Annotated in this window: 22 protein-coding genes and 1 pseudogene; 16 read left to right on the top strand and 7 right to left on the bottom strand. The window is 45.8% G+C overall.

Annotated elements, in window-relative coordinates; all coding sequences use genetic code 11:
- Positions 1-8 precede the first annotated feature (8 nt).
- Both M5J74_RS21250 and M5J74_RS21245 read right to left on the bottom strand, forming a co-directional pair.
- Positions 9-2,848: pseudogene (locus tag M5J74_RS21250) on the bottom strand (cation-translocating P-type ATPase).
- A gap of 207 nt (positions 2,849-3,055) precedes the next feature.
- Entirely contained in the window at positions 3,056-4,255 is a 1,200-nt protein-coding gene (locus M5J74_RS21245) for an anion transporter (protein ID WP_250013084.1), read from the bottom strand.
- Between the two features lie 229 nt (positions 4,256-4,484).
- Here M5J74_RS21245 and M5J74_RS21240 point away from each other — a divergent pair, with 229 nt between their 5' ends.
- Positions 4,485-5,318, top strand: a complete 834-nt coding sequence (locus M5J74_RS21240; protein WP_250013083.1) for an SIMPL domain-containing protein — start codon at positions 4,485-4,487, stop codon at positions 5,316-5,318.
- A 78-nt stretch (positions 5,319-5,396) separates the two neighbouring features.
- On the opposite strand, the gene M5J74_RS21235 is transcribed toward M5J74_RS21240, so the two are convergent.
- The gene (locus tag M5J74_RS21235; protein ID WP_015156012.1) at positions 5,397-5,765 is read right to left on the bottom strand and encodes a single-stranded DNA-binding protein; all 369 of its coding nucleotides are present in this window, start codon (positions 5,763-5,765) and stop codon (positions 5,397-5,399) included.
- Positions 5,766-6,505: 740 nt separating this feature from the next.
- On the opposite strand from M5J74_RS21235, the gene M5J74_RS21230 reads away from it, so the two are divergent.
- From M5J74_RS21230 to mreD, 4 genes are all read left to right on the top strand, one after another.
- Complete coding sequence (locus M5J74_RS21230) at positions 6,506-7,519, top strand: rod shape-determining protein (RefSeq protein WP_041462553.1); 1,014 nt, start codon at positions 6,506-6,508, stop codon at positions 7,517-7,519.
- 210 nt (positions 7,520-7,729) lie between these two features.
- On the top strand, positions 7,730-8,134 hold the full coding sequence (locus M5J74_RS21225) for a hypothetical protein (protein ID WP_250013082.1): 405 nt from the start codon (positions 7,730-7,732) through the stop codon (positions 8,132-8,134).
- Positions 8,134-8,478, top strand: coding sequence for a rod shape-determining protein MreC (locus tag M5J74_RS21220; RefSeq protein ID WP_250013081.1), 345 nt, complete (start codon positions 8,134-8,136; stop codon positions 8,476-8,478). Before M5J74_RS21225 ends, M5J74_RS21220 begins: the two co-directional genes overlap by 1 nt.
- 150 nt (positions 8,479-8,628) lie before the next feature.
- Positions 8,629-9,222 (top strand): rod shape-determining protein MreD, encoded by a 594-nt coding sequence (gene mreD / locus M5J74_RS21215; protein WP_015156009.1) that lies wholly within the window; start codon positions 8,629-8,631, stop codon positions 9,220-9,222.
- A gap of 47 nt (positions 9,223-9,269) precedes the next feature.
- Here the strand turns inward: mreD and hisC are convergent, their stop codons facing one another.
- Positions 9,270-10,322: a histidinol-phosphate transaminase gene (gene hisC / locus M5J74_RS21210; RefSeq protein ID WP_250013080.1), complete on the bottom strand. Its 1,053-nt coding sequence runs from the start codon at positions 10,320-10,322 to the stop codon at positions 9,270-9,272.
- Between the two features lie 221 nt (positions 10,323-10,543).
- Between hisC and ribD the strand changes: the two genes are divergently transcribed.
- From ribD to M5J74_RS21160, 10 genes are all read left to right on the top strand, one after another.
- Positions 10,544-11,713, top strand: a complete 1,170-nt coding sequence (ribD, locus tag M5J74_RS21205) for a bifunctional diaminohydroxyphosphoribosylaminopyrimidine deaminase/5-amino-6-(5-phosphoribosylamino)uracil reductase RibD (RefSeq protein WP_015156007.1) — start codon at positions 10,544-10,546, stop codon at positions 11,711-11,713.
- Positions 11,714-11,796: 83 nt separating this feature from the next.
- On the top strand, positions 11,797-12,774 hold the full coding sequence (locus M5J74_RS21200) for an ABC transporter ATP-binding protein (protein ID WP_371934068.1): 978 nt from the start codon (positions 11,797-11,799) through the stop codon (positions 12,772-12,774).
- Between the two features lie 47 nt (positions 12,775-12,821).
- On the top strand, positions 12,822-13,640 hold the full coding sequence (locus M5J74_RS21195) for an ABC transporter permease (protein WP_015156005.1): 819 nt from the start codon (positions 12,822-12,824) through the stop codon (positions 13,638-13,640).
- A 49-nt stretch (positions 13,641-13,689) separates the two neighbouring features.
- A complete protein-coding gene (locus tag M5J74_RS21190; RefSeq protein WP_250013078.1) occupies positions 13,690-14,481 on the top strand; it encodes a trans-aconitate 2-methyltransferase in 792 nt (263 codons plus the stop codon).
- Between the two features lie 116 nt (positions 14,482-14,597).
- Entirely contained in the window at positions 14,598-14,789 is a 192-nt protein-coding gene (locus M5J74_RS21185; RefSeq protein WP_250013077.1) for a type II toxin-antitoxin system HicB family antitoxin, read from the top strand.
- A gap of 159 nt (positions 14,790-14,948) precedes the next feature.
- Positions 14,949-16,505 carry a GldG family protein gene (locus M5J74_RS21180; protein WP_371934067.1) on the top strand — a complete coding sequence of 519 codons (1,557 nt, stop codon included), beginning with the start codon at positions 14,949-14,951 and terminating at the stop codon, positions 16,503-16,505.
- A 53-nt stretch (positions 16,506-16,558) separates the two neighbouring features.
- A complete protein-coding gene (locus M5J74_RS21175) occupies positions 16,559-17,173 on the top strand; it encodes a DUF4340 domain-containing protein (RefSeq protein WP_015156001.1) in 615 nt (204 codons plus the stop codon).
- A 305-nt stretch (positions 17,174-17,478) separates the two neighbouring features.
- The gene (locus tag M5J74_RS21170) at positions 17,479-17,763 is read left to right on the top strand and encodes an HU family DNA-binding protein (RefSeq protein ID WP_015156000.1); all 285 of its coding nucleotides are present in this window, start codon (positions 17,479-17,481) and stop codon (positions 17,761-17,763) included.
- A 31-nt stretch (positions 17,764-17,794) separates the two neighbouring features.
- A complete protein-coding gene (gene cobD / locus M5J74_RS21165) occupies positions 17,795-18,940 on the top strand; it encodes a threonine-phosphate decarboxylase CobD (RefSeq protein ID WP_250013075.1) in 1,146 nt (381 codons plus the stop codon).
- Positions 18,922-20,439 carry an NAD(P)/FAD-dependent oxidoreductase gene (locus tag M5J74_RS21160; RefSeq protein ID WP_250013074.1) on the top strand — a complete coding sequence of 506 codons (1,518 nt, stop codon included), beginning with the start codon at positions 18,922-18,924 and terminating at the stop codon, positions 20,437-20,439. Before cobD ends, M5J74_RS21160 begins: the two co-directional genes overlap by 19 nt.
- Before the next feature lie 108 nt (positions 20,440-20,547).
- Here M5J74_RS21160 and M5J74_RS21155 read toward each other — a convergent pair whose 3' ends face one another.
- The 3 genes from M5J74_RS21155 to M5J74_RS21145 all read right to left on the bottom strand — a co-directional run bounded on the left by M5J74_RS21155 (position 20,548) and on the right by M5J74_RS21145 (position 24,176).
- Entirely contained in the window at positions 20,548-21,168 is a 621-nt protein-coding gene (locus M5J74_RS21155) for a heme-copper oxidase subunit III (protein ID WP_015155997.1), read from the bottom strand.
- 26 nt (positions 21,169-21,194) lie between these two features.
- On the bottom strand, positions 21,195-22,940 hold the full coding sequence (ctaD, locus tag M5J74_RS21150; protein WP_015155996.1) for a cytochrome c oxidase subunit I: 1,746 nt from the start codon (positions 22,938-22,940) through the stop codon (positions 21,195-21,197).
- A 150-nt stretch (positions 22,941-23,090) separates the two neighbouring features.
- Positions 23,091-24,176: a cytochrome c oxidase subunit II gene (locus M5J74_RS21145; RefSeq protein ID WP_106218212.1), complete on the bottom strand. Its 1,086-nt coding sequence runs from the start codon at positions 24,174-24,176 to the stop codon at positions 23,091-23,093.
- Positions 24,177-24,737: 561 nt separating this feature from the next.
- Here M5J74_RS21145 and M5J74_RS21140 point away from each other — a divergent pair.
- Positions 24,738-25,688: a heme A synthase gene (locus tag M5J74_RS21140; protein ID WP_015155994.1), complete on the top strand. Its 951-nt coding sequence runs from the start codon at positions 24,738-24,740 to the stop codon at positions 25,686-25,688.
- Positions 25,689-25,775 lie beyond the last annotated feature (87 nt).

Raw genomic sequence — 25,775 nt, 5'->3', positions numbered from 1 at the left:
ATTACCTATTACCTATGCGCTTTCCGTCGCTGTTGCCAGTTAATAAACAACTTCTCTAGCTCGATCCAGACGAACATTAAACTGCTAAAGCCGAAGCAGATTAATAATTCTATCGGAGTTATGAAGTGAGTGCCAAAGAAAGCTCGCAAGGGCGGAACGTAAATGAGCAGCAGTTGCAATACTGTGGTTAAACCTACAGCTCCTAAAACGTATGGATTAGACAACGGATTCATTTGAATTGTCAGACGGGTGTTGGAGCGAATCGCCAAAGCATGACCCATCTGTGCTAGGCAGAGCGTGGTAAATACCATCGTTTTCCAGCGATCGCGACTTAGTTCGTTCGGAATGACATTCGCTTGCGTGTGGAAGTACGCCCACTCCATTAAAATAATTGACAAAATGGCAAAGATAATCCCAATCCGCACCATGTACCAACCCAAGCCCCGGGCAAAAATGCTTTCGCGGGACTAAATGGCGGGCGTTTCATGACGTTGGGTTCTGCTGGTTCTACTGCCAAAGCTAACGCTGGTAGACCATCCGTTACCAGGTTCATCCAGAGAATTTGCAATGGTGACAGCGGTACGCCGCCAAGTCCAAGAATTGGAGCCGCAGCAATAGTTAACACTTCACCGATGTTACTACCGAGAATGTATTTAATAAAGCGGCGGATATTGGTATAAACAACCCTACCTTCTTCAGTGGCAGCGACGATCGTGGCGAAGTTGTCATCTAGCAAAACCATATCGCTAGCTTCCTTGCTCACGTCCGTACCAGTAATACCCATTGCAATTCCGATATCTGCTTGCTTTAAGGCGGGGGCATCGTTTACCCCGTCTCCCGTCATTGCCACAAATTTACCCTTGCGTTGCAAAGCCTGGACGATCCGAAGTTTGTGTTCGGGAGATACTCTAGCGTAGATACTCGTTTGGTCTACTTCCCGTTCTAAGTCAGCTTGACTCATCCGTTCTAATTCTTGCCCGGTTACAGCGCGATCGCCTGCTTGAGCAATGCCTAAATCGATTCCGATTGCCCTTGCTGTTAACTGGTGGTCGCCCGTGATCATGATCGGACGAATCCCAGCTTCGCGAGATCTGGCTACTGCATCCCTCACTTCCGGTCTGGGTGCATCAAGCATTCCTACTAATCCCAGCCAAACTAATTCTCGTTCTGAAGTCTCTTCCGATCCCTCTGGAGGCAGTTCTGACCAGGGTTTATAGGCAAAACCCAACACCCGCAACCCTTGACTTGCCATCTGGTTATTTTTTTCCAGAATTTGCTGCCGTTGAGCATCATTAATCGCCACAGCGCGATCGCCTGTATGAATGCGATCGCACCGTTCCAAAGTTAACTCTGGCGACCCTTTTGTAAACATTAAATAAGCCGAATTATGAGAGGCTAAAGACGAGAGAGCGTAATCTTGTACCTCCTGACTTCTACCTCCTGCCTCCTGCCTCGTTCTACAAATCACGCTCATTCGCTTGCGTTCGGAGGAGAAGGGAAATTCAGCAACACGGGGCAAGCGGCTCGACCACTGGTCTTTTTGAATTCCGGCTTTAGCTGCTAAAGTTACCAATGCCCCTTCGGTGGGATCGCCGACAATCTTCCATTGTCCTTGTTCCTCTTGCAAGAAAGAATCGTTACACAAGGCACAGGCAACTAGCAATGCTTGTAAATCTGGATCTCGGTCTGCGTCAATCGCTCGACCATCGCTCAAAAATTCTCCTTGGGGTGCATAACCTTCGCCAGTTACTCGCAGAGATTTTTGGTTTAACTCGACTGCCTGCACCACCATTTTGTTTTGCGTCAGCGTCCCTGTTTTATCAGAGCAAATTGTGGTAACGCTGCCTAAAGTCTCCACCGCAGGCAGTTTGCGGATTAAGGCATTGCGCTTCACCATCCGCTGCGTTCCTAGCGCTAGAGTCACGGTAATCACCGCTGGTAAGCCTTCTGGGACTACGGCAACTGCCATACTCAAAGATACTTGCAGCAGTTCTTCAAATGCATCCCAACCCAAGCGCAGCACGCCACCCACAACCACCAAGGCGACTAAAATCATCGCCCCTGCCACTAGGACGTTGCCCAACTGTGACATCCGTTGTTGTAGGGGAGTCGGCTCGCTTTCCACTCCTTGCAGCAGGGCAGCGATTTTACCAAGTTCCGTTTGCATTCCCGTGCCGGTGACAATAACCTTGGCACGTCCTTGAGTGACCTCCGTACCTTGATAGACTAAGTTAACGCGATCGCCCAAGCTTGTCTCTTCGGCTACTTGAATATCTGCCTGTTTTTCTACTGCATGAGATTCTCCCGTCAAAGCTGACTCGCGAATTTGCAGGTTTGATTCTTCAATAATCCTGCCATCGGCGGCGAGTTGGACTCCAGCTTCAATCAGCATGATGTCCCCTGGTACGAGTTCTTTTGCCGCAACTTCTGTGAGTTTGCCGTCGCGCATAACTCGGACTAAGGGAGCAGACAGTTTTTTCAGCGCTGCTAGAGCTTTTTCAGCACGGCTTTCTTGTACGTAGCCAAGAATACCGTTGAGAACGACGATTAAACTAATCGCGATCGCGTCTTTGGGAAAATCGTTATTGCGTATATCTAACACTGCCGATACAATTGCTACAGCAATTAGCATCAGCAACATAATATTTTTGAACTGATCGATCAGGATCGCTAGCGGACTGCGACCTCCTGACTCTTGCAATTCGTTGGCTCCATACTCCTCTAAGCGTTGCTTGACTTGAGACGAGCTTAAACCCGCTTCTGCATTGCTCTCTAAGACTTGTATAGTTTTATCAACTTCTAAGGCGTGCCAAACGTGGGATGGGTTAGGATGAGGGGTTGCAGACATGGATAGTTTGCTAAGAAATGCTTGCTGAATTAAATCATAAATTAAGCACTATATTTAGGCTATCTGTTCTAAGGAATGGTGGGAAGCAAGGGAAGAAGTTGTAATTCACACCTCATAGCAATTCTCGATTGTGTGGATGACATTTGTAGGGGCGCTTTCTCTGTGCGCCCCTACAAGACGTGTATTGCATCTAATTGAAAACCGCCATCATTGCTGTAGCCAGAAATAAGCAATTCCTAAAGTGACTAGACTCAAAGGCAAGCCAAAGCGCAAATGTTCCCAAAAACTGAGGCGATAACCTTGTTTTGCCGCAGCTTCAGCCACAATCATATTTGCCACCGAACCTAAAAGCGTCATATTTCCAGCTAAAGTTGAACCAGCTGCCAGTAACAACCACTCGCGATCGCTATTTTGAGGAATTAATGGTTGTAACAACAATACTGCTGGAACGTTGGATATTAAATTAGAAAGCACTACTGTTACGCTTAATAATCCGGCGTTGCTATCTGTTAATACTGTAAAACTTTGAAGAAACTTTAGATTTTTAACACCGTTTGTGAGTACAAACAAGCCAGAAAACATCAGCAATAAATCCCATTCTACTGCTGGTAGAATTTTCTGTGGCTTTAGCCTACGGGTAATTAAAAGCAATCCAGATGCTACCAGCGCTGACTCTGCTAGCGGTGCGCCGAGTAGAAATGCTATTAACATCCCTCCAGTAATAATTAAACTTTTATACAGTACGGGTTTAAGAATACGTCTGCGTCTAATGTGGGGACGGTCGAGGATAGGTTTCAAAGAACGAATTTCGGGATACAAATACCACAGCCAGCCTAATTGTACGAGCAATCCCACTACAGCAACAGGAGCTAAAGCCTGAGTAAATTCTAAATAACTAATTTCTGAAAACGAAGCAATTAAAATATTTTGAGGATTGCCATTTAAAGTAGCAACAGAACCAATATCTGTTGCCCCTGCTAATGCTAAAAGATAGGGAATTGGGTTTAATTCTAAAACTAGCGCTAGAGCGAGTGTTAAAGGCGTAAAAATTAGCGCGATCGTATCGTTGAGAAATAAGGCAGATAAAAAACCACTGACAAATGTTAAAGCAGTTAGTAATCCAAAAGGACTGCGAGTGTAACGTAATAAAATATTTAAAGCTAGTTGAAAAAAACCGGCGCTGGTAAGGTAAGCATTGACAATCATAATACTAAGGAGAAAAACGATCGTTCCAGCGTCGATCGCCTCCCAAGCTTCTTTGAGACTAAAACTACCAAAACCAACTAGACAAGCCGCCCCCACAAAAGCGATCGTCGCGCGATTCATCCGCAAACCGGGGAAGTAGCCTAGCCCCAAACCTAAATAAGTTAACCCAAGGATGATGTATTGGAAAAGGTCATTTGTCATTCGTCATTTGTGAGTGTTTAATCATAACTCCTATCTCCTCAGTTTTGACCATTCGCTTTGCTCAAGGACAAGCTTTTAACTTTTAACTTTTGACTTTTGACTTTAAATTAGCTTAGTTACTAAAACTGTAACCATTTACAACTTATCCTCATTCAATGCCAGATTAGGAACGTATTTTCATCCAGTTTGTCTAAGAAAGTACGGTATTTGTGTGAGGTAAATCAGTTCAATGCAACACTTCTCAATACATCAAAAAAAATTTGCTTCCAAGCGCAAACCAGTTGAATTCTCGCTTAGCGGCTTAGCGACTTTGCGCGATCGCAATCTCAAGTCTCAAATCCAAAACAGTATTACAGTTACGGCGATCGCATTGAGTTTGTCAACTCTCAGTTATATTTCTCCCGTATGGGCGCAACCAGCCCCAGATAAAATGGATCGAACTTATAAAACTCTGACTGTCACGGGTAGAGGGGTAGAATCTATCCCTACTACGCTAGCTCAGGTACGTTTGGGAGTAGAAGTACAAGGCAAAACAGCCCAGCAAGTACAGCAAGAAGCAGCGCGGCGATCGTCAGCAGTTGTAGACTTATTGAAATCGCGTAACGTAGAAAAACTAGAAACTACAGGAATTTACTTAAATCCTCTTTATAACTACGCCAATAACGAGCAACGGCTTACGGGTTATTCTGCCACAAATACAGTAAGTTTCCGCGTCCCAACCTCACAAGCTGGTAATATCATTGATGCTGCCGTCAAAACTGGAGCAACTCGGGTCGAAGGGGTGAGTTTTATTGCTACAGATGAGGCGATCGCCAAAGCGAGACAACAAGCCCTGCAAGCAGCGACAAAAGATGCTCAGCAGCAGGCAAGTGCTGTTTTGAGCAGCCTCAATTTCAGCCAAAAGGAAATTGTCAGTATTCAAATCAACAGCGCTAACCCGCCACAGCCTCCCATGCCTTTAATGGCGCGAGAAGCAGCTTTTGCCGATAAAGCCGCTACGACTCCTGTAATCGGTGGAGAACAGCAAATAGAGGCTTCTGTAACGCTGCAAATTGGTTATTGATAGACCTAAATCATTTAGGGACGCACAGATGAATCTAGGGGCGCACGGCTGTGCGCCCCTACACATATGCAAATTTGGTTAAAAATTGTCATCGCTACTGTAACCGCTATAGCCGCCACCTTCGTTATCGCGTTTAGATCCTAAAAGATCCATTTTGTCCACAAGAATGATTGGTGTTGAACGCGGTGTACCCGTATTGCGATCGTCCCAGGTGTCGAACTTTAAGGAACCCTTGATTCCAATTAGACTTCCCTTACGAACGTAATCTTTGGCTGTTTGCGCTGTTTTACCCCAAATTTCTAGCGTGAACCAGTCTGGTTCCTCGCTATTTTTGGTTGGTCTCCTTACAGCTAGCGTCATGCGGCACTTGACGCTACCAGACTCAAAATACTTAATATCAGGGTCGCCACCAACACGACCGACGAGAGTAACAACGTTAAGACTCATATCACTCAAATTTAGTACAATTGTACTTAATTTACTATAACCACAATCGTAGCTTATTCCGTACCTATACTGGCAAGATCTCAGTTGTCAGTTATCAGTGGCTGGTGGTTAGTGACTAGAGATAAAAAGCTGGTTTTACTAGTTAGCATCCAATTATCAATTACTCATTACTAATTTATGAAGATTTTATAAATTGGCGCGTTAGGTATTTACTTCTTGTCAACGATCTCCTTTTTTCTTCACAATTCGATTAAGTGTTAATACTTATTCATCAAGAGATCGCCCGAGTTTCAATAATTGGAAATTGGCTTTTCGGTAACTGATATAGCAGTTCTAAATGATTTGTAAAGCGAGCTTCTAGCCTGCCGAAGGCTAGAAGCCTGCTCCACGTTCATGAATCAAATATGATTGCTACAACTGACAACTGTGAAATTACTTAAAGTAAGCAAAAAATGGCTTAAATTTGTATAAAGATTCAGTGAAATTACTCTTGGGAATTTAGTTGGACAAGCGTTAACTTTTCTTAACTGAAGGGGTGTTTTTGTCAGCCAGTCTAAGAATTGCAACTAAGCCTGACCGAGAATTAGTTGGCTCGACTAAACTCGAATTAGAGGGATAAAAAAATTCCGATCTAGTTACTAATACTCTACTGATGTGTAAAAACTATATCTTGCTTTTACGGGGGAGTGAGAAGCGTGGGTATGTTTGGTCTGTTTAACCGTTTGTCGTTGTCTAGAGATATGGGTATCGATCTCGGTACTGCAAATACCTTGATTTATGTCTCTGGAAAAGGAATTGTACTGCAAGAACCTTCGGCGATCGCACTAGATTTAAGCGATAAATCGTCGATTGCTGTGGGAGAAGAAGCCAGAAAAATGCTTGGTAGAACGCCTACTAAGCCCGTCAACATCTCGGTAATTCGTCCGCTACGTGATGGAGTTATTGCTGACTTCGATGCTGCTGAAATGATGCTGAAGCATTTCATGCAAAAAGTTCATGAAGGCAGGGTTGTCTCTCCCCGTGTCGTGATTGGTATTCCCAGTGGAGTTACGGGGGTAGAACGCAGAGCATTAATGGATGCAGCATCTCAAGCAGGCGCAAGAGAAGTTTATTTGATTGACGAACCACTAGCAGCCGCGATCGGCGCGGGTCTGCCTGTTGCCGAACCCATCGGTAGCATGATCGTAGATGTTGGGGGTGGAACAACCGAAATCGCCGTTCTCAGCCTTTACGGTACGGTACTGAGCGAATCGGTACGAATTGCAGGGGATGAGCTGAATGAAGCCATCATGCAGTACATGCGAAAAATTTATAACTTAGTCATCGGCGAACGCACGGCGGAAGAAATTAAGCTGCGGATTGGCTCTGCCTATCCCTCCCGCGATGACGAAGATAATATGATGGAAGTTAGAGGGCTGCATCTGCTTTCTGGTTTGCCGCGTAGCGTCACGATCAAAGAACCAGAGATTCGCGAAAGTATGTCAGAACCGCTGTCTGTGATTGTGGAAGCACTCAAGCGGACGCTGGAACGGACACCACCAGAACTTGCAGCCGACATTGTAGATCGAGGTATTATGCTTGCGGGTGGAGGCGCGAAGTTGAAAGGACTAGATACACTAATTAGTCATGAAACTGGAATTGTCACCCACGTTGCAGCCGAGCCAATGCACTGTGTCGTCTTAGGAACGGGATTGGCACTAGAAAAATTTAAGCAAATGGAGCGAGTCTTTAGCGATCGCTCTCGGCGTGGATAAAAATGGCATTTGGTAATGGATAATTCAAAAGTCAAAAGTTAAAAGTCAAAAATAGGAGTTAGAAGTTGTAAGTCGTAAGTAAAAAGTTACTAACTACTCACAAATGACCAATGACTAATGACCAATTACCAATTTGCATATCTCTCTGTTATCTAAACCTAAAAGCCTATTAAGTCAACCCATCGAGTTGACTGCTAACTACTAAAACCTATGTATATCGAACGTCGTCAGTGGTGGGAGAAACGCGCCCTACCGATTTTACTATGCATTGTTGCTCTTGGTACTGCTTGGACTATCAGGCAGACCCAAGCAGCACTAATTTTTGAAATTTATCAACTCATCACTCTCCCATTTCATCGCTCGGTTTCCGTGCAAGCAGAGCGCCTGAGTGATGCTCAAAATCAAGAGCTTCAAGCTCAGTTAGCAGAACTCAAAAGCCAAAACCAACAGTTGAAAAAACTACTTAGTTATGAGTCTGCTAATAATTTAGAACGAGCCATTGTCGCTCCAGTCATCGGACGTAGTGCCGATCAATGGTGGCAGCAAATAACTCTGGGACGCGGTACGAGTACGGGAATTAAAGTCGGAGATATCGTCACTGCTCCTGGGGGTTAGTGGGTAAGATTAGTAGCGTCACTCCCAATACCAGCCGCGTACTGCTAATTAGCGATCGCACCAGTCAGCTAGGGGTTACAGTCAGTCGCAGCCGTCATACAGGATTTTTACGCGGCTTATCAGAAAGTCAAGCCGTGATGCAGTTTTTTGATAAAGTGCCTGACGTGAAACGCGGCGATGCGATCGTCACTTCTACTTACAGCCAAATTTATCCTGCCGGATTACCTGTAGGTAAGATTGAATCCATCGACTTGAATAAAAGCCCTGCTCCCGAAGCTATTGTCTCCTTTTCCGCTCCCATTCCCCATCTAGAGTGGGCAGTTGTCTACGCTAAGAGCAAGTGAGTTAGGAGTCGGTGTAGAGACGTTGCGTGCAACGTCTCTACACCGACTCCCCACTTAATTACGATTTACAAAGTCTGAATTACGATTTTCGTTTGCTGCTTTAAGATCGAGGCTCTGAAAATTGAAATTTTAAAAAATCTCCTCTTTTTTATGCAGGGACTTAAATCTTTGCGCCACCTGTGGCAGAAGTCTCCTGGTTGGCGACAGTTTGTTAATGGGGTAGCGATTGTTGGCTCGGCGAGTTTGTGTCTGCTCTTACTACCGATGCGCTTGCCAGGAACAGTTTTACTTGGTATTGCTCCTAACTGGCTGCTGATCTGGGTAGTCACTTGGAGTATTAAACGCTCGGTTTTACAAGGAGCGATCGCAGGTATTACTTTGGGACTCATTCAAGATGGCATGACTGCCCATAATCCCACTCATGTTTTCGGTTTAATGATGGTGGGAATTTTGACGGCACGGTTGCAAAAGCAGCGCTATCTTCAGGAAGATTTTATTTCTGTGGCTCTGATTGTCTTTGCCATGACGATTATGGTAGAAACGATCGCCACTCTACAATTTGGTTTCCTGGGTGAGGCAACAACATATACATTTGGTTTGCCATTAGGCAAATTAGCTGAGGTATGGCAACATCATCAACAAATTGCATTAATCTCAGCCGTAATTAGTAGCCTTTGGGCTCCAGTTATTTACTATCCCTTAAATCACTGGTGGACGACAACGAGATTTTTAGGCACGCGATGATGATTTGAGAACAGCTTTAACCGAAAATTTTTGGTCAAAACCTGCCCTTACATTCCTCCCATAATCTCAGCCAGAGCCTTGACAAGTTGGGCGTTTTGTTCGTCTGTACCAACAGTAATGCGAAGTTTGTCTTCTAGGCGCGGCTGGGGAAAATATCGGACTAATATACCTCTTGTTTTCAAACTGTGGTAAAGATATTCGGCATTACCATGAGGCGATCGCGCTAGAAGAAAGTTGGCTTGTGATGGACAAACATCAAAGTTGAGTTTTTGCAACTCACTAGCTAACGTTGCCCGCGACGTTTTAATTTTCTCGGCATTAGCATTTTTGTGTGCTTGGTCTTGAAGTGCAGCTACTCCTACAATACAGGCGATCGCATCAACGTTGTAGCTATCTTTCACCTTCATTAATCCGGCAATTAAAGCAGGATTGGCTACAGCAAAGCCCAGTCTGATCCCTGCTAAAGAGTAGCCCTTGGAAAGCGTTCTTAAAATGATGACATTATTGTGTTTTTTAGCTAATTCCAAAGCATCTTCTGCGGCAAAGTCAACATAAGCCTCGTCAATGACTAAAATACTCTGTAATTGCGCCGCTAACTTGTCGAGTAAATCTAGTGGCACGACTGTACCAGATGGACTGTGAGGTGAAGCAATAAATGTCACAGCTCCATTTGCCGCGATGATTTCTTCTAACGGCAGATTGTAATTGTCGTCATAGGGAATTTCGACAAATTCAGCATCCTGAATCTGTGCCAAGGTACGGTATAAAACATAGGTTGGCATGGGACAAACAATCTGCCGCTGCGGTGAGGTACAAGCGCGGGTAATAACACCAAGCAGTTCGTCACTACCGTTACCGACAATAATCCAATCTGAAGGGAGATCTAAAGCAGCACTAACAGCAGTGCGAAAACGTCCAGCCATCGGTTCTGGATAGCGCCGTAATAATTCTCCATCTAAGTTACGTAGCGCTGCCAATACCAACGGTGAGGGTGGATAAGGATTCTCATTCGAGTTAATTTTGATAATATTCGTACCAATGAGCTGTTCTCCAGGTACGTAGCCTGACATTTGCTCGATATTGTGGCGAAAATATGTCATAGCAAAGTCAAAAGTCAAAAGTTAAAAGTCAAAATTGGTTGAAGGAGTCCGTAGATTTGGCTTTTTCCTTGTAACTCTAAAGGCACGGGATTTCAGTTTTTGTTTAGTCATTCTGACTCCTGGCTCCTGACTCCTGACTTCTTGCTTGGTCAAAAGTCTCACCGAGCCTATAATATAGCGCAGAATCTCAGCTAATCTTTGGAGTACAAACGGCATTGGCAATGGATTCCAAAATAGAGCCAAGGGTAGGTACGGCTTTCGACCGAGAAATGATGCAACGGTGTCTTACCCTTGCCCGTCGTGCTTTGGGACGCACTGCCCCCAATCCTCTAGTTGGGGCTGTTGTGGTGCAAGATGGAAAAATCGTCGGCGAAGGCTTTCATCCTGGGGCGGGGCAGCCTCATGCAGAAGTTTTTGCCCTGAAAGCAGCAGGCGATCGCGCCCAAGGAGCTACCGTTTACGTCAGCCTCGAACCTTGTAACCACTACGGACGTACTCCCCCTTGTACGGAAGCTTTAATCGCGGCTGGGGTAGCAAAAGTCGTGGTAGGAATGGTCGATCCGAACCCCCTAGTTGCAGGTGGGGGAGTTGCGCGGCTACGCAGTGCGGGAATTGAAGTTGTCGTTGGAGTGGAAGAAGCTGACTGTCGGCAACTCAATGAAGGGTTTATTCATCGCATGGTCTATCAGCGACCCTTCGGCATCTTCAAATATGCTATGACCCTCGATGGTAAAATTGCTACGACTAGCGGTCATAGTGCTTGGATCACTAATCCAGCAGCGCGAGAGGAAGTGCAGCAGCTAAGAATTGCGTGCGATGCCATCATTGTTGGCGGAAACACCGTGAGAATTGACAATCCCCGCTTGACAATCCGCCAAATAGATGCGCCTAATCCTTTGCGTGTGGTCATGAGCCGGACGTTAGATTTACCAACTACAGCTCATTTGTGGCAAACCGAAACAGTATCGACATTAGTGATGACGCAAGCAGGAGCAAACCCTGACATGCAGATGTTACTACGCGATCGCGGTGTAGAAATTTTAGAACTCGATTCCCTCACCCCCACCGCAGCAATGGCTCATCTCTACCAGCGCGGCTGTCTTTCCGTCCTGTGGGAATGCGGCGGAACTTTAGCAGCAGAAGCGATCGCCCAAGGTACAGTTCAGAAAATTTTCGCCTTTATTGCCCCCAAAATCATCGGCGGAAGCACAGCTCCTACCCCAGTAGGCGACTTAGGCTTCACCCAAATGACACAAGCCATAACTCTCGAACGAGTCCAGTGGCGTACCGTAGGTTCTGATTGTTTGATGGAAGGGTATTTACCAAGTCGGGAGTCGGGAGTCGGGAGTCGGGAGTCGGGAGACAAGGGGGACAAGGGAGAAGAGAGCTGAGGGAGCGCAAGGTTGCTGAGGGAGCTGAGGGCAGAGGAGCAATTACCAATTACCCATTACCCATTACCAATTACCACCAACTGATGATTGAAGTCGAACATTTGAGTAAAACTTACGGTTCTACGTCTGGGATTCAGGACGTGACTTTCAGCGTGGAAGCGGGAGAAATTTTGGGTTTCCTTGGACCCAATGGCGCTGGAAAGACGACAACTATGCGGATCTTAGCGGGCTATCTACCTGCGAGTAGCGGTACGGCACGCATTGCAGGTTATGATGTCCACGAACAGTCCTTAGCCGTGCGTCAGCGGATTGGTTATTTACCAGAAACACCACCTCTATATCTCGATATGACGGTGGAAGGGTTTCTGTATTTTGTAGCAAGACTGAAGGGAGTAGCCGCAGGCGATCGCCATCGGCGGGTCAAAGCAGCGATAGAACGGTGTAACCTACAAGAAAAACGGCGCGTTTTGATTCGCAAGCTTTCCAAGGGTTTCCGTCAACGGGTGGGGATCGCTCAGGCGATCGTTCACGATCCTCCAGTGATTATTCTCGACGAACCTACGGTAGGACTCGATCCCCGTCAAATTATTGATGTCCGTAATTTAATTAAAAGTCTTGCTGACAGCCATACAATCGTGCTTTCTACCCACATTTTGCCGGAAGTTAGTATGACCTGTAACCGCGTTGCTATTATCAATCGCGGACAAATCATTGCTACCGGAACTCCCGACAGTTTAGAGGCAAACCTGGCTGGTGGTGCAGGCTATGAAATCGAGACTGAAGGTGATAGTGCGGCGGCGCAACAATTAATAAAAATGCTGCCCAGCGTGCGATCGGTAGAATCAATATCTACCACAGAAGCCAATCGCTACGTGCTGCGAGTCGTTTCCCAACCAACTACGGAGCCAGGACCAGATATTGTTGCCGTTTTGGTCGGAATGGGCTTGAAAATTTACGAAATGCGAAGAACGCGAGCATCTTTGGAGGATGTGTTCTTAGAACTGACTATGGAAGAAAAGCCGTTAGAAAGTGAGTCGGGAGTCGGTAGGGCGGGTTTCTAAACCCGCCCGTACAGGAGTCGGGAGTTGGGAGTGGTGAGTAAATTATTATGCGTTTAATTTTTGGTAACATCATCGCGATTTATAGAAGGGAGTTACAAAGTTATTTTGTCTCGCCTTTGGCTTATGCGATCGCGGGTATATTTTGGTTATTATCTGGGTTTTTCTTTGCCTTGATTCTGTTAGGTCCACAAGGAATTATTCAGCAAGTTGCTCAAAGAGACTTACTGCAAGGGCAGCAACCTGGAGTTCCCGCTTCACCGATTGATGTGGCTTACGAGTTTCAACAGGCTTTCTTGGGAATTATGGGTTCTTTGGCTTTATTTATCTTGCCTATATTGTCAATGGGTTTATATGCAGAAGAACGCAAGCGCGGGACTTTAGAATTACTTGCTACTTCTCCCGTGACAAACTGGGCGGTTGCTGTAGGAAAATTGTTGGGAGTCGTTACATTTTTCATAACATTAATATTACCAATCTTTGCCTACGAAGCATTTGCATTGAGTACTGCCAACCCTGCCGTATTTCCAGTCGTTCCCTTGATGGGACATTTGGGACTCATTTTATTAGCAGCAGGAATCTTATCTCTAGGAATGTTTATTTCTTCTCTCACCGATAGCACGATTCTGGCAGCGATTATTACGTTCGCTTTAATTTTGTTTCTTTGGGTTATCGATGCGATCGCCCAAAATCTCAGCGGTACGCCAATAGGTGCAATCTTGAGTCATCTTTCTTTACTCAAACATTACACTAACTGGATTCAAGGAATTTTTGATTCTAGTAGTTTAGTTGTTTTTCTCAGCTACATTCTGTTGGGAATTTTTCTCACCGCACAGGCGATCGACGCTTTACGATTTCAGAGGTCTTGATGGCGCGATCGTGCTTTAAAAATGAGCAATTTTATGTAAGTAATTCTGTATGATGTGGAATCCAGAAGAATATGCCAAGAATTCAGGTGCTCAATTGAAATGGGCGCAAGAGTTAAGAGAAACTCTCGATTTGCAAGGCAATGAATCTATCTTGGATGTTGGTTGTGGCGACGGAAAAATCACGGCTGATTTTGCCAAGACTTTACCTCAAAGTAGAGTAATTGGTATAGATAGTTCGGCTGAAATGATTGTTTATGCTACGCGCACTTACACGACAGCACAATATCCGAATCTTACCTTTGCTTGTGTTGATGCTCGCTCTCTCAATTTCGATCGCGAGTTCGATTTATGCTTTTCCAATGCTGCGCTTCACTGGGTTGATAATCATCAAGCGTTTTTAAGGGGTGCAAATCGAGCTTTACGTAGTGGTGGTAGATTAGTCATTTCTTGCGGAGGTAAGGGAGGTGCTGCGGATGTTTTGCAAGTTTTTTCTGAAGTTATCGCTAGAAAGCATTGGAGCAACTACTTTGATGGTTTTCACAATCCTTACTTTTTCTACAGCGATCGAGAGTATGCACCGTGGTTGAATGAAACTGGTTTCAAAGTTGAGCGACTTGAATTAGTTCCAAAAGATATGGCGCATGTAGGCAAAGAGGGATTAGCAAGTTGGATACGTACAACTTGGATGCCTTTTACCCACTGTGTATCTGAGGGTAAAAGAGACAATTTTATTAGTGACTTTGTAGAGACATATTTAGAAAGATTTCCACTCGATCGCAATGGATTAGCACACATTCGCATGGTGAGGTTAGAAGTCAATGCGCTTAAATTGTCAGTCTAACCAATTCTTATAACTGAAATCTGAGAAGTTATACCTTTACGTTCAAGATCTTTTGCTGATACTCAAGTATGACATGAAATGATTAATCAAATTTGATAATTGGAGGAAAGATTAAAATGCAAAATATTAAGCTCATTGTAGAAAAACACTTCGATGGTTACGTTGCTTATCCAATCGGAATTGAAGGAGTTGTAATTGGTGAAGGTAACAGTTACGAAGAAGCTAAGTCAGATCTAGAATCAGCTATTCGTTTCCATATTGAAACTTTTGGTATAGAGGTCTTGAAATCAGAATTTCCAATTTTATAGCAATCTTAAACTACTTACAAACAACAGATGCTTGCTACTCAGGTGGGCAATGCCCACCCTACAGATGAGTTTTACTACGATCTCACCCGCTCGCCTATAGCCCCCCTTTTTAAGGGGGGTTGGGGGATCTCTTCTGCCGTAGTCACACAAAAAATTATTATGAAAACTGCCACTAAAACGAAAAAAAACTACTGGCAATATCTATTTTTGCTCGGTCCCTTTCTCATCCTCATGGGCTTAACAGCGGGGACTGTTGCAGGTAGCTGGGGAATTGTCCCGTTAGGATTAATTGCTGCTGGCGCTGTTTTGAGTCTTTTAGGTTTGCTGTGGCAAGCTTATAAAACTAAGTGGTGGAAGCGACGTTCAACTCAGGCGGGAACAAATGCGATCGCCGCAACTTTAGCAGTTTTGGTCATTCTCGGACTCATTAATTTCTTAGCAACTCGCTATCAAACGCGGATCGATTTCACCGAAACGGGACTATATACGCTAGCCCCTCAGTCGCGGGAAATTGTCCAAAATTTGTCTCAACCCGTCAAAGTATGGGTGTTCGATCGCAACCAAAACCCTCAAGATCGAGCATTATTAGAAAATTATCGCCGTCAAGGGTCGCAGTTTAGTTTTGAGTATGTCGATCCGCAAACACGACCAGGGATAGCTCAAAAGTTTGGCGTGAGATCGTTTGGTGATGTTTATGTAGAAGCAGGCAATCGGCGACAGTTCGTACAATCGGTCGGACAAGGGCGATTGTCAGAAGTGCAACTGACAACTAAAATTCAGCAAGTGACAAGCGATCGCGCTGGAAAAGTCTATTTCCTTCAAGGTCACGGCGAAGTTGGGATCGGGGAACAGAGTAAGCTATCCTCAGCCCTGAATACACTTAAAGATAGAAACTTTGCTGCCGAACCGCTGAATTTAGTCCAGCAAGCGAAGATCCCTCAAGATGCGACTGTAGTGATCGTTGCTAGTCCCAAACGAGGATTATTTCCGCAAGAAGTCAAAGCCTTAAGCGCGTATTTAGAGAGGGGTGGAAGTTTGATGCTACTCCTCGACCCAAATACAAACCCCAATTTAGATAGTCTGCTGCAAAATTGGGGGCTTACCCTAGATAACCGAGTGATTATCGATCCCGCAGGACAAGCAATCGGTTTTGGACCTGCTTTTGCTGTGGTTGATAACTACGGACAACATCCAATTACACAAGATTTTGGGAACAATCTATCGATTTTCGGTGGCGCGAGAGCAATTGACAGCAAACCAGTCACAGGGGTGGAAGCAACGCCAATTCTACAAACGAGTGCCGAAAGTTGGGCGGAAAGCAACATACAAAGCCAACCATTGCAATTTAATCCTCAAAGCGATCGCAAAGGTCCTTTAACTATAGGTTACGCCCTCAATCGCATCGTCTCAGCCGAGCCAGTAGCTAATTCTGCTCCCAAGACAACTCAAGCCAGGATGGTAGTCATTGGTAACGCTCAATTTGCGATCGATGGATTATTTGAGCAGCAATTGAATGGAGACGTATTCTTAAATTCCATTAGCTGGTTGAGCAGTCAAGATAACAAACAAACCCTATCCGTGCGTCCTAAAGAACAAAAACAGCGTCGTCTGAATCTTACGCCCCTACAAATTAACCTTCTAGGTTGGATCTCTCTAGTCATTTTGCCAGTCATTGGTTTTGCCTGCGCTGTCTTATTGTGGTGGCTGCGGAGATAAATCAGTTGTCAGTTATCAGTTACCAACTACCCATTACCCATTACCCACTTCTGATGAAACTCCAACGCACGACCTTAATTTTGCTCCTCCTTGCACTGGGAATGGGGGGATTTGTGTACTTTTATGAAATTCAAGGCACGCCTCAACGCCAGGAAGCACGAGAAAAGCAGCAACAAATATTTACGTTTGAAGAAGACCAAATTCAGTCTCTAAATGTTAAGACTCGCAACCAAACTTTACAGTTCGAGCGCGCTAAGGATAGTAAGACAGGGTGGCAAATGCAGGTTCCCGATCGAGCTCCTGCCAGCGAAGGGGCGATCGCCTATTTGTTAGATTTGTTGGTCAGTAGTAAGAGCGATCGCGTTTTGACCGTACCCGCCGCACAGCTCTCTGACTATGGCTTGCAGCAACCTCAAGCGACGGTAGAAGTTAAGTTACAGGATGGGAAAACTCATCGATTGGTCTTGGGTCAGCCAGATTTTAACCGTAGTTTTTTGTACGCTCAAGCCGATCCACCGACTCCACAACCCGCTCAAATTAGCGTACTATTGGTCTCTACTAATTTTGAAAATGCTGTCAACCGACCCCTTGCAGAGTGGAAACAGGCTTCAGCACCGCCAAAAAAATCACCAGAGCCGCAAACTAATTCTCAAAACAATCAAAAATAGCCTGGATATTATATCGGATAAATTTTTTTTGTCTGCGTTAAAAAATCAATTGGCGGAATTTCGTCAAAAATTGTGCAGAAAAAATCGAGCAATTGTCTAAAAAATCCTGAAATCCATATAACTTAAAGGTTTTAACGATCTATATTTGGCAAGCAGACCTTAGAATAGGTCAATGAAATATCCAACCAATGAGAGTTTCAGCGATTTTAGTGGGCAAACTAGCCACAGCCGAAAGTTGAAGCTCAGGTTGCGAGAGTTCAGAATCACTTGTTTTGAGGTAGTTTGTTAACTCACAGGAGAATGAAATGAACAAGGGTGAATTAGTCGATTCAATTGCTGAAAAGGCAAGCGTGACGAAAAAGCAAGCAGATGCCGTGCTGACTGCTGCTTTGGAAACCATTATCGATGCAGTCTCCACAGGAGATAAAGTGACACTAGTAGGCTTTGGCTCTTTTGAGTCGCGGGAGCGCAAAGCTCGCGAAGGTCGCAACCCGAAAACTGGCGATAAAATGGAAATTCCGGCAACTAAGGTTCCGGCTTTCTCAGCAGGGAAGCTATTTAAAGAAAAAGTCGCTCCTCCCGAAGACTGAGAATAAAGTTCTTGCAGGAAACCCGAACTGGATGCAACCTGTACATGGAGGAAATTTAGCTTGGGCAGCAGCGATCGCGGGTTGTGACTCCGAAGCGATTCTCGATTTTTCGGCTAGTATCAACCCTTTGGGACCACCCCAAAGCGCGATCGCGGCGATTCAATCTGCCATAAGCCAACTCAGTTCCTATCCCGATCCCAACTACAGCGAACTGAGAACAGCTCTAGCGCAGGTGCATCAGTTATCACCAGAATGGATTCTGCCGGGGAATGGCTCGGCAGATTTACTTACGTGGGCGGGTTGGGATTTATCTGAATTAGCTGCAACTTACCTCGTGACTCCAGCTTTTGGCGACTACTGGCGGGCGCTGAAAGCTTTTGGTGCAAAGGTGGTTGAGTGTCCGTTAAGAGCGGGAGTCGGGAGTCGGGAGTTGGGAGCAGGGGACAAGGGGGACAAGGGGGACAAGGGGGACAAGGGGGACATGGAAGCAGGGGAACAATTCACAATTCCCCTCACTCCTCACTCCTCGCTCCTCGCCCCTCCAAATTCTGGTTTGCTGCTCAACAATCCGCACAATCCTACGGGGTGGTTGTGGCGTAGAGAAGAAATTCTGCCCTATTTAGAACAATTTGCTTTGGTAGTGGTGGATGAAGCTTTTATGGATTTTCTACCACCAGCAGCGGAACAAAGTCTGCTCCCATTGGTGCAGAAATATCCTAATTTAGTCATTTTGCGATCGCTGACTAAATTTTACAGCTTGCCAGGGCTGCGATTGGGATACGCGATCGCCCATCCCGAACGTCTTAATTGTTGGCTGGCTCGACGCGATCCTTGGGCAGTCAATACTCTTGCCGTTGCTGCGGCGATCGCGGTACTTCAAGATAGCCAGTTTCAGCAGCAAACTTGGGCATGGCTACCACCTACGCGATCGCGATTAGAGCAGGAGTTATCTCAGATTCCAGGATTGCAACCTCTGCCTGGTGCTGCTAACTTTTTATTGGTAGAGTCTGAGCGACCGAGTTCAAAACTCCAACAGCAGCTATTAAAACACGAGCGAATTTTAATCCGAGATTGTCTTAGTTTTCCCGAACTGGGCGATCGCTATTTTCGGGTTGCCGTGCGCTCTACAACTGAAAACGAGCGCCTCATCAAAGCACTATGGCAGATTACGACATAGTTATTATTGGCGGTAGCCCAGCCGGACGCTACGCCGCCGCGATCGCCGCAAAACAGAATGCTACTGTAGCTTTAGTAGAAAGAGAGCAGGGAGCAATTCAAAATTCAAAATTCAAAATTCAAAATTCAAAATTTTCTGACTCCCGTACGGGCGGGTTTCTAAACCAGCCCCTACCGACTCCCGACTCCCTTTCATACATAGGGCAATTAGCTCGACAATGGGAAAAGATGGGAAATTTTGGCTTGCGTTCGACTCATGAAAAGGCGATCGATGACTGTCAAGTTTCCATTCAGTGGGAACGGGTAATGCAGTGGGCGCAAAACGTCCAGTCAAATTTAGCAGAGGAGAATTCACCTACTGTTTTAGCTGCTTTAGGAGTTGATTTTATTCTAGGGCAGGGTAAGTTTGTCGCTCAGCCAAATCTGAGCTTTGTAGTGAATAATCGTGGCTTGGCAGCGCGGAAATATCTGATTGCCACCAACCCACGTCCGATAGTTCCCGATATTGAAGGGCTAGCGGTTACAGGATACTTAACCGCTACCGAAGTTTTATCCTCATTGACTTCTCCGAACCCACCCAAACGTTGGGCAATCCTCGGTGGCGATCCAAATGGGTGTCAGTTGGCACAAGCATTAGCACGATTGGGTTTAGATGTCACTTTAATTGTCCAGCGTCCTCACATCTTACCCAGAGAAGATCTAGAAATTGCTCAGCTATTGCAAGCTATTCTCGAAGCTGAGGGGGTGCGCGTTCTCACCAATACTACCGTGACTCAAGTTAAGGGCATTGAGGGCAAAAAATGGGTTCAAGCCGATCGCGAAGCTATGGAATTTGATGAAATTGTACTTTGTGCCGGACAACAGCCAGAACTCGAACAGCTCAATCTAGCAGCAGTGGGAGTGAAAACGCAACGCGATCGCCTGCGTTTGAATCAAAAATTGCAAACGACAAATTCACGCATTTATGCTTGTGGGGATGCGATCGGCGGTTATCAATTCGCTCATATTGCCAATTATGAAGCTAAAATTGCCCTGCAAAATGCTTTACAAAATACTTTATTTTCTGCGCAGTTTCAAGTTGATTATCGCAATATTCCTTGGTTAGTCTGTACCGATCCACCCCTAGCACGAGTGGGTTTTACAGCAGCTCAAGCCAGACGGAAATATGACAATGATGTCTTGGTATTACAGCATTATTTTAAGACTTTAGCAATAGCCCAAATTCAGGATGAAATGACGGGGATTTGTCAATTAGTCGTGCGGCGTAATGGCACAATTTTAGGTGGGGCAATTATTGGCTCTCAAGCAGGGGAGTTAATTAATGTTATTGCTTTAGCGATCGCCCAAAAACTAAAAATTGACTCAATTGCCGATCTCGTTTCCGTCTATCCCAGTTGGGGAGAAATTTTAGCCCAAACTGCCAGCGAGTATCTTTCTACTCCACTAGGTCAAAAAAATTGGTTGCAAAATCTGCTTGCCAAGATAGGGTGCAGGGTGTAGCAATAAGAAAAAACCCCTATGTAGGGGCTAATTTCAACCAAGTGCAAAATGTAAGATATCTTCAGTTTAGATCGGTTAACAGCAGACGACACTAATAACTGTTAACTATTAAAGCAAATACAACAAACCAAACAGAACAATCCAAACAACATCGACAAAGTGCCAATAAAGTTCGGCGGCTTCTACACCAAAGTGATGCTCTTGACTGTAGTGGTTGGCGCGACGCGATCGCCACAAAACCGCTAAGATTGCCAATACGCCAACAGTCACGTGAAGTCCGTGGAAACCAGTCAGAACATAAAATGCACTGGCAAATAAGTTCGTTTTCAAACCAAACTCTAGATGGCTGTATTCGTAGATCTGTCCTGATAGGAAAATAATCCCCATCGCTGCTGTAATTGCCATCCAGGTACGCATACCCGTGACATCATTCTTCTTAATTGCGGTATCGGCATTATGCATCACGAAACTACTAGAAATCAGGATAATCGTGTTGACTCCTGGTAGTAGAAGTTCTAATTCTGGCGTTCCTTCGGGAGGCCAACTGGGTAAAGTGGAGCGATAAGCCAAATACGCGCCAAACATGCCAAGAAAAATCATGCCCTCTGCGATTAAGAACATGACTAAGCCAAACATCCGAAAATCAGGATGTTCTTCATGATGAGCGGCTTCTGCTTTGTGGTGGTAATTAAGTTCCGTTTTTGCTGGGTCTATGGTTGGACTTTGCATAATTTAGGGAGTAGGGAGTGGGAGTTCTACTTACGATCTTCAGGATTGGCAGCTACATTTGGGTCGGGATCGGCACGTAAAGCCGATTTGGGTCCAGCAGCTAAAGCCGGTTCTCTTTCATCAGCCAAGGGAACATCGACCTCAGATTTAGGTCTGTCCATACCGTAATCGTAAGGACCAGTTGCTAGTACGGGAAATCCATGAAAATTTTCGATCGCCGGTGGCGAGCTTGTCATCCATTCTAAGGTTAGTGCTTCCCAAGGATTGTTACCAGCTTTGGGACCGTACATCCAACTCCAAATCGCATTAATGATGAACGGTACGGTGGAGATAGCTAGTAAGTAAGCCCCCATCGTACAGACAAAGTTCAGCGTAGCGAACTTGGCATCATACTCGGCAATCCGGCGGTTCATACCCATCAGTCCGAGTTTGTGCATCGGTAAGAAACACAAGTTCATCCCAACATACATCAAAGCGAAATGAACCTTACCCCAGAATTCATTCATCATCCGTCCCGTCATTTTGGGATACCAGTGGTAAATTCCAGCATAGATTCCGAAGACCGAGCCACCAAATAGAACGTAGTGCAGGTGAGCGACGACAAAATAGGTATCGTGAACGTGGATGTCAAACGGTACGGCAGCCAGCATGACACCACTGATCCCGCCGATGACGAACAGGCTGACAAAGCCGATCGCAAACAGCATCGCACTGTTGAGGCGAATTTTACCACCCCACATCGTCCCCAACCAACTAAAAACTTTGATCCCCGTAGGTACAGCAATGATCATCGTCGTGATCATGAAGAACATCCGCAACCAACCAGGAATACCGCTGGTAAACATGTGGTGTGCCCAGACGATCAATCCCAAAAAGCTAATTGCCAAACTCGAATAGGCGATCGCTTTATAACCGAAAATTGGCTTGCGGGAGTGAACGGGGATCACCTCGGAAATGATCCCGAAAAAGGGCAGAATCATGATGTACACCGCAGGGTGCGAGTAGAACCAAAACATATGTTGGTAAACTACCGGATCGCCACCACCTGTGGGATTAAAAAATGCCGTGCCAGCAAATAAGTCGAAAGATAGCAGAATCAAAGCACCTGCTAACACTGGTGTAGAAACGAGCGTCAAGGCAGAAGTCGCCAGCATTGCCCAACAGAATAGGGGCATTTGCGTCGTACTCATACCTGGTGTCCGCATCTTCAACAAGGTGACGAGGAAATTAATTGCCCCCAAAATTGAAGAAGTTCCCAACAGCAAAACGCTGATAATCCAAATTCCCTCGCCTAATTGTCCCGTGACTAAACTAAGGGGAGGATAAGAAGTCCAGCCAGCGTCAGCGGCGTCGCCCAGGATCAAACTGCTGATGAGTAAGATCCCTCCAGGCGGGATCATCCAAAATGCGACAGCGTTCAAGCGCGGAAATGCCATATCCTTTGCCCCAATCATCAAGGGAATCAGGAAGTTAGCAAAACCCGCCCCTGCTGGCACGATCCACAGAAAAATCATGATCGTGGCATGGAGTGTAAACAAGCTGTTATACACTTCGCGGCTGACAAAATCGACTTCGGGCGTTTTCAGTTCCGTCCGCACCATGTCAGCCATTACGCCGCCGATACAGTAGAAAACAAACGTTGTCACCAGGTATTGAATGGCGATTACCTTATGGTCGGTATTAAAAGTAAAGTAATCGCGCCACTTTCTTTCTCCTGGTTCTGCTTCCAAGATAGATAAGTTAGCCGATCGTTGGATTTGTGCTTGAGTCATAGCAAAAAAAGGGAGTAGGGAGTAGGGAGTAGGGAGTAGGGGAATACAACAGAGAGAAGGAAAAGGAGATGATTTGGCTGTTGCTTCATCGTCCTTGTCTCCGTTGTCCTCCTTGTCCCCCTTGTCCCCCTTGTCCTTAAAATCTCAACACTAGTGATGGTGAAGTTGATGAAGGGTTTCGGGCTGAATTCCCATTTGCGCGGTGTAGGGGGAGAGAAATTCAGCGGGGGAACGATCTGCGGCATTTAGGGCGATCGCCTGTTCTAGATTGCCCTTAGTTGCGACTTGTTGTTCCTGCATCCACTTGTCAAAGTTTTCTGGTGTTTCCACAATAAACTTGGTATTCATCGCCCCGTGATAAGGACCGCAAAGTTCAGCACAGATCACTTTATATTCCCCTACAATTTTTGGGGTGAAGCGAATTTCACTTTGTCTACCAGGAATCACATCTTGTTTTAAACGCAACTCTGGAACCCAAAAAGCGTGAATGACATCGTTTGCTGTCATGTCTAGTTTCACTTCTTTACCCGCAGGAACGTGCAATTCACTAGCCACCACGCCCGTATCTGGATAGGTGAAAATCCAAGCATATTGCAAGCCAGTGACGTTGACTGCTAGCCCTGGGACTTTTCCTTCGTTATCTGGGCTGGCACCGATGCCAGGAGAGACTATACCCATACCAGGAGCATCGCGCTTTTGAGGAATTTGGTCGGAGTTGCGGACGGAGGCTGTGGCTGGATCTGACATTGCCTCATCCGACTTGATTTGATTCGCGTTGGGTTCGGTGCTAGGCGGCGTATCGTTCAATGTTGCCGCAATCGCTGCCCCTGGCATTTTCATTGCTTGCCCAGCAATAGGGGCTTCGTGAGCGCTGTGGGGATCGAAACCACCAATTTCGTTGTAGACATCAAAGCTGTAGATCGATAAGCCGATGACAATAATTGCCGGGATCGCCGTCCACAGAATTTCTAGAGGAATATTACCGAACACGGGAGGCGCATCAGTGTTATCGCCCTGGCGACGGCGAAACTTAAAGGCAGCATAGATCAATATGCCTTGTACCAGCACAAACAGACCCGTGCCAATCGTCATCATTGTGTCGAACAGCCCATCAACCAAGGTGGCTTCATCTGAGGCTGCCGTGGGTAGTAACCCGTGATTCTGACCGTACCACAGACTTGTCAGAGTCAAGACGATGCCAATTAATAGCGTCCAAATAGAACTAGGAATGTTCACGGTTAAGGATTTGATAATTTTTAGCTTCTTAACAATTAGCCACACTCACTTACCAAGGTAGTGCAGCCAGCCCAAAACCTGCCGATCCTCAAGTTAATTTTTTCTGATTTTTTTGGAACTTTTCTGTGGGTAGAGCAGGGAGATGAGGGGCTAGGGGAGGGGACAAGTCATAAGTCACAAGTCACAAGTCACAAGTCAAAATTAATTGGTCTCTGATAACTTAACTTCGTAGAGACGTTACATGTAGCGTCTCTACTGGTCACTGATAACTGATAACTGACAACTGATTCCCGTCTCAATCGAATCGACTACCTAAGCGAATCTAGCTCAAGTTTGAGTTGGTTATCTATCAACCATGAACAAATGTAACGGAGTAGAACAATTTAAAAATCTCTAAAGCTTAGGGGCTAAGCTACGGCAATCCGGCACATTAGGTATATGGCTAACCAAATCACCTCGCGACGATGCGCTAGGGTGGAAGGTGAGCTAGCACTTACATATTTGTAAATACTTGGTTAGATACTGGCAACTCTTTGAAGACAGGCAATTAAGGTACAGTCCATGACTGAGTTCGTCCTGCAAAGACAAAACACAGACACAATCGAGCAGTCCCAGCCACGGGAAAGAATTCGGCGATTGGTGTGGAAATTATGCGTAGCAACTTTGATTTTGATGGCGATTGGTAGTGCTACGCGGGTAATGAATGCTGGGTTAGCTTGCCCAGACTGGCCCCTGTGTTACGGTACGCTCGTACCGACTCAACAGATGAATTTTCAAGTATTTTTAGAGTGGTTTCATCGCCTAGATGCAGCTTTAATCGGGCTAGGGGCGATCGCGCTAACAGTCGTGAGTTGGTGGAACCGTAACTTTCTCCCCCGCTGGCTACCTTGGGCGGCGATCTTTGCCCTTAGCCTGATTGTCTTTCAAGGGGTCTTGGGCGGACTGACAGTTACGGAATTACTGCGATTCGATATTGTCACCGCGCACTTGGGAACGGCGCTCTTATTCTTTAGTGCATTACTGGTTATTGGCACGGCACTCACGCCTTATCAAGGAACTGGTAACGCAGGTAAATTGGCTTGGTTGGGATTGGCTGCTGCTGTGTTAGTCTACGTGCAAAGTTTGCTTGGCGCATTAGTAGGTTCGCGCTGGGCGCTACACCAATGCTTAACCGGACAGCAATTGTGTAGCGTCATGTACAGTCACATCGGGGGTGTGGTTCCCCCAACGCTAGCCACCTTGGTTTTAGTGTTACTATCTTGGCGAACTCCGGCTTTGCATCCCGCGTTGCGCCGACTGGCAAACATGGCTGGCGGACTAATCCTACTGCAAATTCTTTTAGGACTTGCCACCTTCCGCTTGCATTTACAAGTAGAACCACTGACCGTATCGCACCAGTTTGTTGGTGCAGCCTTACTAGGTGTTTTGGTTGGCTACACCGTACTGGCAATTCGCGATGTTTACGGCGGTTCGCGCAGCGATCGTGCTGGGCTAAATCGCCCCGCTGCGTAAACGCAAAGGTGCAGCGACCATCACGGTCACAACGACCAGTTATCAGTGACCAGTAGAGACGTTACGTGTAACGTCTGTACAAAGTGT

The sequence above is a fragment of the Chroococcidiopsis sp. CCNUC1 genome (assembly GCF_023546805.1).
GTDB lineage: Bacteria > Cyanobacteriota > Cyanobacteriia > Cyanobacteriales > Chroococcidiopsidaceae > Chroococcidiopsis > Chroococcidiopsis thermalis.
The sequence above is the reverse complement of the archived record's forward strand: the minus strand, read 5'-3'. Positions and strand labels throughout refer to the sequence as shown.

Bases quoted from the DNA above. Each gene is read 5' to 3' on its own strand.
- M5J74_RS21180 (WP_371934067.1), top strand. From the start codon at position 14,949: ATGAAAACTGCCACTAAAACGAAAAAAAACTACTGGCAATATCTATTT.
- ribD (WP_015156007.1), top strand. From the start codon at position 10,544: ATGGATTCCAAAATAGAGCCAAGGGTAGGTACGGCTTTCGACCGAGAA.
- M5J74_RS21175 (WP_015156001.1), top strand. From the start codon at position 16,559: ATGAAACTCCAACGCACGACCTTAATTTTGCTCCTCCTTGCACTGGGA.
- M5J74_RS21230 (WP_041462553.1), top strand. From the start codon at position 6,506: ATGGGTATCGATCTCGGTACTGCAAATACCTTGATTTATGTCTCTGGA.
- mreD (WP_015156009.1), top strand. From the start codon at position 8,629: ATGCAGGGACTTAAATCTTTGCGCCACCTGTGGCAGAAGTCTCCTGGT.
- M5J74_RS21160 (WP_250013074.1), top strand. From the start codon at position 18,922: ATGGCAGATTACGACATAGTTATTATTGGCGGTAGCCCAGCCGGACGC.
- ctaD (WP_015155996.1), bottom strand. From the start codon at position 22,940: ATGACTCAAGCACAAATCCAACGATCGGCTAACTTATCTATCTTGGAA.
- M5J74_RS21245 (WP_250013084.1), bottom strand. From the start codon at position 4,255: ATGACAAATGACCTTTTCCAATACATCATCCTTGGGTTAACTTATTTA.
- M5J74_RS21190 (WP_250013078.1), top strand. From the start codon at position 13,690: ATGATGTGGAATCCAGAAGAATATGCCAAGAATTCAGGTGCTCAATTG.
- M5J74_RS21170 (WP_015156000.1), top strand. From the start codon at position 17,479: ATGAACAAGGGTGAATTAGTCGATTCAATTGCTGAAAAGGCAAGCGTG.
- M5J74_RS21185 (WP_250013077.1), top strand. From the start codon at position 14,598: ATGCAAAATATTAAGCTCATTGTAGAAAAACACTTCGATGGTTACGTT.
- M5J74_RS21200 (WP_371934068.1), top strand. From the start codon at position 11,797: ATGATTGAAGTCGAACATTTGAGTAAAACTTACGGTTCTACGTCTGGG.
- M5J74_RS21225 (WP_250013082.1), top strand. From the start codon at position 7,730: ATGTATATCGAACGTCGTCAGTGGTGGGAGAAACGCGCCCTACCGATT.
- M5J74_RS21240 (WP_250013083.1), top strand. From the start codon at position 4,485: ATGCAACACTTCTCAATACATCAAAAAAAATTTGCTTCCAAGCGCAAA.
- hisC (WP_250013080.1), bottom strand. From the start codon at position 10,322: ATGACATATTTTCGCCACAATATCGAGCAAATGTCAGGCTACGTACCT.
- cobD (WP_250013075.1), top strand. From the start codon at position 17,795: ATGCAACCTGTACATGGAGGAAATTTAGCTTGGGCAGCAGCGATCGCG.
- M5J74_RS21235 (WP_015156012.1), bottom strand. From the start codon at position 5,765: ATGAGTCTTAACGTTGTTACTCTCGTCGGTCGTGTTGGTGGCGACCCT.
- M5J74_RS21140 (WP_015155994.1), top strand. From the start codon at position 24,738: ATGACTGAGTTCGTCCTGCAAAGACAAAACACAGACACAATCGAGCAG.
- M5J74_RS21195 (WP_015156005.1), top strand. From the start codon at position 12,822: ATGCGTTTAATTTTTGGTAACATCATCGCGATTTATAGAAGGGAGTTA.
- M5J74_RS21155 (WP_015155997.1), bottom strand. From the start codon at position 21,168: ATGCAAAGTCCAACCATAGACCCAGCAAAAACGGAACTTAATTACCAC.